An 8,936-nucleotide genomic window follows, 5' to 3' on the forward strand; every position below is an offset into this window, starting at 1 on the left:
GCACGAGTGGGCGACGGTGAAGAACCGCTAGGGCAGCATCCCCAGGGGCGCGGGGCTGTGTCACCATGCGGCTCCGCCGCGTGGGCGCGCCCAGCCACACCGCGCCCGCACCCGAGAAGACGCGCCCGCGCCCGCACCCGCACCCGCGAAACAACAGGACGCACCGAGCCCGTGGGCGAACCCGGAACACCACCACGGGCTACGTTGGTCGGGACGCCGAACCGGACCCGACCGACGGAGCCCGCGATGCCCTTCGCCCGACTGGCAACAGCGACCACCCCCACCTGCCACATCGGCCTCGGCCTCGCCGCCATCGGCCGCCCCGGCTACATCAACCTCGGCCGGGACGACGACCTCGGAGCGGACCGCAGTGTCGAAGCGCTGCGCACCCGTACCCACCAACTGCTGGACGCCGCCTACGCGCAGGGCGTCCGCTACTTCGACGTCGCCCGCTCCTACGGCCGCTCGGAGGAGTTCCTGGCCGGCTGGCTCGCCGCCCGCCCCGACGCGGACGACGTCGTCGTGGGCAGCAAGTGGGGCTACACCTACACCGCGAACTGGACCACCGACGCCGAGCGGCACGAGGTCAAGGACCACAGCCTGGCCACCTACGAGCGCCAGCGCGCCGAGAGCGCCGGACTCCTCGGCGACCGCCTCGACCTGTACCAGATCCACTCGGTGACCCCGGACAGCCCGGCCCTCACCGACAAGGAGCTGCACGCGCGGCTCGCCGAGGCCGCCGCCCAGGGCCTCACCATCGGCTTCTCCACCAGCGGCCCCGCCCAGGCCGACGCCATCAGGGCCGCCCTCGCCGTGACCGTCGACGGCGAGCCCCTCTTCCGTACCGTCCAGTCGACGTACAACGTGCTGGAGACCTCCGCCGGGCCCGCGCTCGCCGAGGCGCACGACGCGGGGCTGACGGTGATCGTCAAGGAGGGCATGGCCAACGGCCGGCTCGCCGGGGCGCAGGCGCCGGAGGCACTGCGGTCCGTGGCCGGTGAGACCGGTCTCGGCTGTGACGCGGTCGCCCTCGCCCTGATCCTGTGCCGCCCGTGGGCGGGTGTGGTCCTCTCCGGCGCGGCCACGCTCGGCCAGCTCGCCTCCAACCTGCACGCCCCGGCCGTCGACCTCGACGAGGACCAGCTCGCCCGTCTCGACGCCCTGGCCGAGGACCCGCACGCCTACTGGGACCGGCGCGGGCAGCTCCCCTGGCACTGAGCCGGCGGCACGCGACCGTCCCGGCGGCACGCGGCTGAAGACGTCCGACCCTCACCGTGAGACACGTACGCCCAGTGTGAGACATTGACGTCTCACATGGGGTACTGTTGTCTCATGGCCGTCGACCGTGAACACGTGCTGCGCAGCGCAGCCGACCTCCTCACCCGCAGATCCACCGCCACCATGGACGAGGTCGCCAAGGCGGCCGGGATCAGCCGGGCCACCCTGCACCGCCACTTCGCGGGGCGGGACGCGCTCGTGCGCGCGCTGGAGTCCCTGGGCATCGAGGAGTGCGAGGCGGCGGTGGACGCGGCACGGCTCGACGACGGGCCCGCGGGCGAGGCCGTCCGCAGACTCGTGCGGGAGATCCAGCCCGCCGCAGGTCTGCTCGCCTTCCTCTACGGCGAGAGCCAGCTGTGGGAGGGCGAACCGCAGAACGACGGCTGGGCGCGGCTCGACGCCCGCATCGGCGCGGTGTTCCAACGCGGCCACCAGAGCGGTGAGTTCCGCGTCGAACTCACCCCGGCCTGGCTCACCGAGGCGCTCTACGGACTGATCGCCTCCGGCGCCTGGGCCGTGCAGGACGGCCGGGTGGCCGCCCGGGACTTCCCCACCATGGTCGCCGAGTTGCTGCTCGGCGGCGCGACTCGAAGAGAGGAATCATGACCAGCACCCTGCAGCCGGCGCCCGTGACGGAGGCGGTGAGGCGCCGAGGCCGCTGGCTCGCGCTCGCCGTGCTCGTCCTGGCCGTGCTGCTGGTGGCCGTCGACGCGACCGTGCTCGGTCTCGCCACGCCCTTCATCAGCGAGGACCTGAGGCCCTCGGGCACCCAGCTGCTGTGGATCGGCGACGTCTACTCGTTCGTCATCGCCGGCCTGCTCGTCTCCATGGGCAGCCTCGGCGACCGCATCGGCCGCAAGCGGATCCTGCTGGGCGGCGCCACGGCGTTCGGTGCCGTCTCCGTGCTCAACGCCTACGCGACGACACCGGAGCTGATGATCCTCGCCCGGGCGCTGCTCGGTGTCGCGGGCGCCACCCTGATGCCCGCCACCCTCGCCCTGATCCGCAACATCTTCCACGACCCGCGCGAGCGCAGCCTCGCCGTCGGCATCTGGGGCGCCACCGCCTCCGCCGGCACCGCCGTGGGTCCCATAGCCGGCGGATTCCTGCTGGAGCACTTCTGGTGGGGCTCGGTCTTCCTCATCAACCTGCCCGTGATGGCCGTGCTGGTCCTCGTCGGCGCCCGGCTGCTGCCCGAGTCCCGCAACCCGGACCCGGGTCCCTGGGACCTGGCGAGCGTCGTGCTGTCCCTGACCGGCGTGGTCGGCGTCGTCTACGCCGTGAAGGAGGCCGCCGCGCACGGCCCCACCTGGACGGCACTGGCCACCGGCCTGCTCGGCGCGGCCGCGCTGTACGGGTTCGTCCACCGCCAGCTGACGCTGCCCAGGCCGCTGCTGGACGTCCGGCTGTTCCGCAACCGGGGCTTCGGCGGGGCGGTCCTCGCCGACCTGCTCACCGTGCTCGGCATGTCCGGGCTGGTGTTCTTCCTGTCGCAGTACCTGCAACTCGTACAGGGCAGGCGGCCCCTCGAGGCTGGCCTGGCCGAACTCCCGGCGGCCGTGGGCGCGGTCGCGGCCGGGCTGGTGGCGGGCAGGGCGGCCCGGCGCTTCTCGGTACGGGCCGTGGTCTCCGGCGGGCTCGCCGGGGTGGGCCTCGCCCTGGCCGCGCTCACCACGCTCAGCGCCTCCACCGGCTACCCGCTGCTGGGCGCGGCCCTGCTGGTGGTCGGCGTGGGGGCCGGCTTCTCCTTCACGGTGACCGCCGACGTGATCCTCTCCAGCGTGCCCAAGGACCAGGCGGGCGCAGCCTCGGCGGTCTCCGAGACGGCGTACGAACTCGGCGCGGCCCTCGGCATCGCGCTGCTCGGCTCGATCGTGACCGGCGTCTACCGCGGCTTCGCGGGCCCGCCCGGCACCCCGTCCGCCGCCCGGGAGTCACTGGGCGGCGCGGTGGAGACGGCGGCGGGCCTGCCGCCGCACACGGCGGACACCCTCCTGGCCGCGGCCCGGGGTGCCTTCGTCCACGGCCTCCACCTGGCCTCCGGCGCGGGAGCGGCAGTACTCCTGGCCACAGCGGCAGCAGCCTGGCTCCTGCTGAAAAACCAGCACCTGGAGGAAACGGCCTGAAGGAGGGCGCCCCGAACGAGGCGCCCTCCTTCAGGGGCGCGGGGAACTGCGCGCTCAGCCCGAAAGCTCCCGCACCCGGCGAATTCCAGGCACCCCTACGGCGCGACCCCGCCCAGCCGCCGGAGGCTCACGCCGCCTTGGCCTTGGTGGCGTACATGTCCACGTACTCCTGCCCGGACAGCCGCATCACCTCGGCCATCACCGAGTCGGTCACCGCCCGCAGCACATACCGGTCCCGGTCCATGCCCTCGTACCGCGAGAACTCCATCGGCTCGCCGAAGCGGACGGTGACCCGGCCCGGCCGGGGCAGCCCCGCACCCCCGGGCTGCAGCTTGTCCGTGCCGATCATGGCGAACGGCACCACCGGGGCGCCGGTCATCAGGGTGAGCCGGGCGATGCCGGTGCGGCCCCGGTACAGGCGGCCGTCGGGGGAGCGGGTGCCCTCCGGGTAGATGCCGAAGATCTTGTTCTCCTCCAGCACCCGGCGCCCGGTCATCAGGGCCGCCACCCCGCCGCGGCCGCCGTCCCGGTCCACCGGGATCATGCCGACGCCGGTGAAGAACCAGGCCATCAGCCGGCCCTTGAAGCCCTTGCCGGTGACGTACTCGTCCTTGCCGATGAAGAAGACCTGACGGTCGCAGACCAGCGGCAGGATCATCGAGTCGATGAACGTCAGGTGGTTGCCGGCCAGGATGACGGGGCCGTCGCCGGGGATGCGCTCCGCACCCTCCACCCGTGGGCGGAACATCAGGCGCATGATCGGTCCGAGCACTGCCTTGATGAGCGCGAAGCGGGACAACGGGCCCTCCGGTGTCAAGGGATTCGGTATGAGTCTGTGCAGGTGAGGACGATACTCGCGGCCCGGGGCCGATTGCACATCGGGCTCACCACCTCTTACGTACTGTTGACGTACGTTTACCTGCGCGAAGGGCCCGTCGCACCCCGGCAACCGGCACGCAACGGTGTGACGCACCTCGCGCTGTCGCCCTCTGTGTCCGGGTTTCCCGCCCCGCGCCCGTCATGCGCCCGCCCTGCCGACGGGGTGTCACCACTCGCGTCCCGTAGGCCATCCGGCGTCACCCGCGTGTTCGGCACGCGGTCTCCCGGCCGTCATCCCCGCGCACCTACGATCGGGCGCGCACGGACGACACGAGAGCAGGAGGCGCTCATGGGGACGCAGGAGTCGGACGAGCAAGGACGCGGGACCGGGCGGGCCGCCGGACGGATCACCGGCCGGGTCACCGGACGCCGGGCGCTGCTCGGCGCGGCCGCCCTCGGCGCGGGCGGGGCCGTCCTCGGACTGCCGGGCACGGCGGGCGCCGCGCAGAGCGGCCCGGCGCGGGACGGGGAGGCGCTCGGCGAGGCGGCCGGACGTGGCGGCGCGGGCCCGATCGGCCGCCTGCCGAAGCCCGCGATCATCGGGCACCGGGGCGCCGCCGGCTACCGGCCGGAGCACACCTTCGGCTCCTACGAACTGGCCCTGGACCTCGGCGCCGACATCGTCGAGGCCGGCGACCTGGTGCCCACCAGGGACGGCCACCTCGTGTGCCGGCACGAGCCCGAGATCGGCGGCACCACCGACGTCGCCGACCACCCGGAGTTCGCCGGCCGCAGAACCACCAAGACCGTCGACGGGGTCCCCACCACCGGATGGTTCACCGAGGACTTCACCCTCGCCGAGCTCAAGCGCCTGCGCGCCGTCGAGCGCATCCCGGCCAACCGCCCGCACAACACCCTCTACAACGGGCGCTGGGAGATCCCCACCTTCGAAGAGGTCCTGAAGTGGCAGGACGAGCAGACCCGCAGGCGCGGCCGGCAGGTGATCGTCTATCCCGAGACCAAGCACCCGACGTACTTCCGCGCGCTCGGGCTCGGCCTGGAGGAACGCGTCGCGAAGCTGCTGCGCCGGCACGGCAAGGACCGCCGGAACTCGCCGGTGATCCTGCAGTCCTTCGAGCCGACCAGCATCCAGCGGCTGAACAGGCTGGTGGGCAACCCGCTCGTCGTGCTGCTGTCGGGCGCCGACACCCGCCCCTACGACTTCGTGGCCACCGGCGACCCGCGCACGGTCGCCGACCTCATCACGCCCGAGGGTTTGAAGGAGATCGCCTCCTACGCCCAGGGCATCGGCCCGACCGTGGACCTGGTCATCCCCAAGGACAAGGACGGCAACCTCACCGAGCCCAGCAGCCTGGTCGGCGACGCCCACGCGGCGGGCCTGATCCTGCACCCGTACACGGTCCGCAACGAAAACCCCTTCCTGCCGCCGAAGTTCCGCAAGGGCACGGCCGCCGACGCCTACGGCGACGTGTTCGCCGTGTTCCAGGCGTACTTCGCCACCGGCATCGACGGCGTCTTCACGGACAACGCGGACACCGGGGTGCTCGCCCGCGAGGACTTCCTGCGCCGCTGAACCGTCAAGCACCCGTCCGCGCGCTCCCGCTTCGGGGTGAACCACCGGCCGCTCCGGCAACCCCCGCCGGGGCGGCCGCGTCGTGACGCATATGACGCACGACCTGCTCACCGCCCTGCGCCCCCTGCTGGCCGCCGAGGCCAGGGCCGAGGCACATGCCTGTGGAACCGAACCGGGGGACCTGGAACAGGCGGTCTGGCTGCGGCTGCTGGAGCTGCTGCGGGCGGACAGCCCACCACACGATCCGCAGGGCTGGCTGCGCAAGGCCGTCCGCTCCGAGGCCCGCCGCACCCGCCGCACCGCCGGCCTCGAACGCCCCTACGCCCTCGAACCCGCCGACGACCACGAACGCGGCCCCGAACACCTCGTCCTCACCGCCGCCCGCCACCGCGCCCTGCGCGACGCGGTGCGGCGGCTGCCCGGCCGCTGCCCCCGGCTGCTGGAGGCGCTGTTGTCGCCGAGGGATCTCACCTACCGGGAGATCGCGGGGGAGTTGGGTATCTCACAGGGCAGTCTCGGCCCGGAACGTTCCCGATGCCTGAGTTGTCTGCGACGACTGCTCGCACCGGAGGTTGCGGCCCACGAAGCGCGGGGATAGGAGTGAGGGACGACAGGTGATCAGGTGAGCGGGAGGCGTGCGCACATGGGCATGAGCGTGACCATCTCTGCGGCGACCGAGCAGGACGCGGAGCAGATCTTCAGGTTGCAGTACCTGTGCTTCCAGAGCGAGGCCGCGCTGTACGGCAACTACCGCATCGACCCCCTCGTCCAGAGCCTGGACTCCGTCCGCCGGGAAGTCGCCGAGGACTGCGTGTTCGTCGCCCGGCTCGGCGAGGAGGTCGTCGGCTCGGTCCGCGGCCACCTCGGCGAGGACGGCGCCGCCTCCATCGGCAAGCTCTGCGTGCACCCCCGCCTCCAGGGCCACGGCATCGGCGCGCGCCTGCTGCGCGCCGCCGAGTCCGCGCTCGCCGGGGAGCGCGGCGCCACCAGGTTCCGCCTGCACACCGGCCACCGCAGCGAGGGCAACCTGCGTCTGTACCGGCGCGTGGGCTACGAGGCGGTCGGCACCTCCCAGGGCGCCGACGGCGTACCGATGATCGTGCTGGAGAAGCCGGCGGGGACGTACGCGGCTACGGCGTGACGGTCCGGGCCCTGCGCAGCCAGTACATCGCGGACAGCGGCAGCAGCACCGGGATGAAGACGTAGCCCATGCCGTAGTCCGACCACACGGTCGCGTCCGGGAACGCGGACGGCTCGATCAGTGTCCACGTGCCCACGATCAGCACACCCGTGAGCTCGGCGGCGCAGCACACCAGCGCCGCCCTGCGGGCCCTCTCCCCGCCGCGCACCAGCGTGTACGTGATGAAGCCGTAGACCACGCCGGCCACCGCCGAGAGGGAGTAGGCGAGCGGGGCCCGGTCGAACTCGGTCGCGATCTGGTAGACGGAGCGCGACACCGCGCCGACGACCATCACGCCGTAGAACCAGACGAGCAGCATTCCCGGCCCGCCGATGAGCCGCGTCCTCGCGGGCTTCTGCTGCGTGGTGGCCATCTCACCCTCCCCAGATGTCATAGAGCCGCACCTCGAGCACGGCCAGCACCACACCGCCGGCCGCCACCGTCACCGAACCCCAGCGGGTGCGCTCGGCCAGCGACATGAAGGCGGCCGCCGGGACGCACGCGAAGGCGCCCAGCAGATACGCCACGAAGATCGTCGTGCCCTGGTCCGGCTTCTCGCCCCGCGCCAGCGCCACGATCCCGATCACCAGCTGGACCAGGGCCAGCAGCGAGACCACGGCCATCCCGATGAAGTGCCAGTCCTTCGTCGGCTGGTCACGGTAGGCCGCCCAGCCGCACCAGACGGCGAGCAGCAGCGCGGCGACGCCGGTCACCAGCGTCAGGGCATCAAGCATGCAGTGACCTTATTACGCCCGAAACACCCCGCCCCGCCCGGCCCCGGCGGCAGTCGCGGCGGGCGGGCGACGCGTGGCGTCGGCCACAGCCGGGCGGGGTCGGGCCCGGTGCCGGGCGGGTAGGTGTCCATGGGTGTCCAGTATGCGGACAGCGATGTCCGGTCAGGACCGTCGGTCTGGTTTACTGCTCGCATGACCACGACGAGCGACCGCATCCTTGCGACCGAGGCGACCATGACGCCCGGTGCTCGTTGTATGTGTCGAATGTGCGCCTTCTAGAGGGCCCCCGCACCACCTGAGCCTCGCGCCCCGAAGCGAGACGCCGTGGCACCTCGCGTGCGCCGGCGTATGCCGCACGCGACCGACCGCCACGCCTTTCGGCGCACATGTTCCCCCGGTTCCCTCGCCCCCGGCGAGAGCCGTGTCGCGTCCCTGAACGAACGTCCCCCTGCCCGGGCACACCCACGCCCGCGCACTCGACAGTGACGGAAACCCACGTGATCACCACATCGGGCCTGACCAAGGTCTACCGCTCGCGCGGCCGCGAGGTCACCGCCCTCGACGGCGTCGACCTGCACGTACGCGAAGGCGAGGTGTACGGCGTCATCGGCCAGTCCGGCGCCGGCAAGTCCTCGCTCATCCGCTGCGTCAACCTGCTGGAGCGCCCCACCGCCGGCACCGTGACCGTCGACGGCCAGGACCTCACCGCCCTCGCGGGCCGTGGTCCCCGCGCCGGCAAGGAGCTGCGGCGGGCGCGCAGCCGGATCGGCATGGTCTTCCAGCACTTCAACCTGCTCTCCTCGCGCACCGTCCAGGACAACGTCGAGTTGCCCCTGGAGATCCTCGGCAAGTCGGGGAAGGAACGTTCCCGCAAGGCGCTGGAACTGCTCGACCTCGTCGGCCTCGCCGACAAGGCGGCCGCCTACCCCGCCCAGCTCTCCGGCGGCCAGAAGCAGCGCGTCGGCATCGCCCGCGCCCTGGCCGGCGACCCCAAGGTGCTGCTCTCCGACGAGGCCACCAGCGCCCTCGATCCGGAGACCACCCGCTCCATCCTCCAGCTGCTGCGCGACCTGAACCGGCAGCTCGGCCTCACCGTTCTGCTCATCACGCACGAGATGGACGTGGTGAAGTCGGTCTGCGACTCCGCCGCCCTCATGGAGCGGGGCCGGATCGTCGAGTCCGGCACGGTCGGCGAACTGCTCGCC

10 protein-coding genes are annotated in these 8,936 nt (G+C 72.5%); 7 read left to right on the top strand and 3 right to left on the bottom strand.

All coding sequences use genetic code 11. From position 1 onward, the window contains the following. Positions 1-246 precede the first annotated feature (246 nt). From IE249_RS22165 to IE249_RS22175, 3 genes are all read left to right on the top strand, one after another. Positions 247-1,218: an aldo/keto reductase gene (locus tag IE249_RS22165; RefSeq protein ID WP_189707144.1), complete on the top strand. Its 972-nt coding sequence runs from the start codon at positions 247-249 to the stop codon at positions 1,216-1,218. Between the two features lie 114 nt (positions 1,219-1,332). Next, complete coding sequence (locus IE249_RS22170) at positions 1,333-1,884, top strand: TetR/AcrR family transcriptional regulator (RefSeq protein ID WP_189707146.1); 552 nt, start codon at positions 1,333-1,335, stop codon at positions 1,882-1,884. Further along, entirely contained in the window at positions 1,881-3,404 is a 1,524-nt protein-coding gene (locus IE249_RS22175; protein ID WP_189707148.1) for an MFS transporter, read from the top strand. The genes IE249_RS22170 and IE249_RS22175 overlap by 4 nt, the downstream gene beginning before the upstream one ends. A gap of 127 nt (positions 3,405-3,531) precedes the next feature. Here the strand turns inward: IE249_RS22175 and IE249_RS22180 are convergent, their stop codons facing one another. Then, a complete protein-coding gene (locus IE249_RS22180) occupies positions 3,532-4,203 on the bottom strand; it encodes a lysophospholipid acyltransferase family protein (RefSeq protein WP_189707150.1) in 672 nt (223 codons plus the stop codon). 369 nt (positions 4,204-4,572) lie between these two features. Between IE249_RS22180 and IE249_RS22185 the strand changes: the two genes are divergently transcribed. The 3 genes from IE249_RS22185 (at position 4,573) to IE249_RS22195 (ending at position 6,958) form a co-directional block, all read left to right on the top strand. Then, a complete protein-coding gene (locus IE249_RS22185) occupies positions 4,573-5,817 on the top strand; it encodes a glycerophosphodiester phosphodiesterase (protein ID WP_189707152.1) in 1,245 nt (414 codons plus the stop codon). A gap of 91 nt (positions 5,818-5,908) precedes the next feature. Further along, positions 5,909-6,415: an RNA polymerase sigma factor gene (locus tag IE249_RS22190; RefSeq protein WP_189707305.1), complete on the top strand. Its 507-nt coding sequence runs from the start codon at positions 5,909-5,911 to the stop codon at positions 6,413-6,415. Between the two features lie 45 nt (positions 6,416-6,460). Then, positions 6,461-6,958 (top strand): GNAT family N-acetyltransferase, encoded by a 498-nt coding sequence (locus tag IE249_RS22195; protein WP_189707307.1) that lies wholly within the window; start codon positions 6,461-6,463, stop codon positions 6,956-6,958. On the opposite strand, the gene IE249_RS22200 is transcribed toward IE249_RS22195, so the two are convergent. Together IE249_RS22200 and IE249_RS22205 are read right to left on the bottom strand one after the other, a co-directional pair. Then, positions 6,948-7,370, bottom strand: a complete 423-nt coding sequence (locus IE249_RS22200; protein ID WP_189707154.1) for a hypothetical protein — start codon at positions 7,368-7,370, stop codon at positions 6,948-6,950. The genes IE249_RS22195 and IE249_RS22200 overlap by 11 nt on opposite strands. A gap of 1 nt (position 7,371) precedes the next feature. After that, a complete protein-coding gene (locus IE249_RS22205) occupies positions 7,372-7,731 on the bottom strand; it encodes a hypothetical protein (RefSeq protein WP_189707156.1) in 360 nt (119 codons plus the stop codon). A gap of 497 nt (positions 7,732-8,228) precedes the next feature. Here IE249_RS22205 and IE249_RS22210 point away from each other — a divergent pair. Beyond that, the coding region (locus tag IE249_RS22210) for a methionine ABC transporter ATP-binding protein (protein WP_229859007.1) at positions 8,229-8,936 on the top strand (708 nt) is incomplete at its 3' end.

The sequence above is a fragment of the Streptomyces anandii JCM 4720 genome (assembly GCF_014650655.1).
Classification (GTDB): domain Bacteria; phylum Actinomycetota; class Actinomycetes; order Streptomycetales; family Streptomycetaceae; genus Streptomyces; species Streptomyces anandii.

Bases quoted from the DNA above. Each gene is read 5' to 3' on its own strand.
- IE249_RS22195 (WP_189707307.1), top strand. From the start codon at position 6,461: ATGGGCATGAGCGTGACCATCTCTGCGGCGACCGAGCAGGACGCGGAG.
- IE249_RS22190 (WP_189707305.1), top strand. From the start codon at position 5,909: ATGACGCACGACCTGCTCACCGCCCTGCGCCCCCTGCTGGCCGCCGAG.
- IE249_RS22175 (WP_189707148.1), top strand. From the start codon at position 1,881: ATGACCAGCACCCTGCAGCCGGCGCCCGTGACGGAGGCGGTGAGGCGC.
- IE249_RS22165 (WP_189707144.1), top strand. From the start codon at position 247: ATGCCCTTCGCCCGACTGGCAACAGCGACCACCCCCACCTGCCACATC.
- IE249_RS22170 (WP_189707146.1), top strand. From the start codon at position 1,333: ATGGCCGTCGACCGTGAACACGTGCTGCGCAGCGCAGCCGACCTCCTC.
- IE249_RS22200 (WP_189707154.1), bottom strand. From the start codon at position 7,370: ATGGCCACCACGCAGCAGAAGCCCGCGAGGACGCGGCTCATCGGCGGG.
- IE249_RS22185 (WP_189707152.1), top strand. From the start codon at position 4,573: ATGGGGACGCAGGAGTCGGACGAGCAAGGACGCGGGACCGGGCGGGCC.
- IE249_RS22205 (WP_189707156.1), bottom strand. From the start codon at position 7,731: ATGCTTGATGCCCTGACGCTGGTGACCGGCGTCGCCGCGCTGCTGCTC.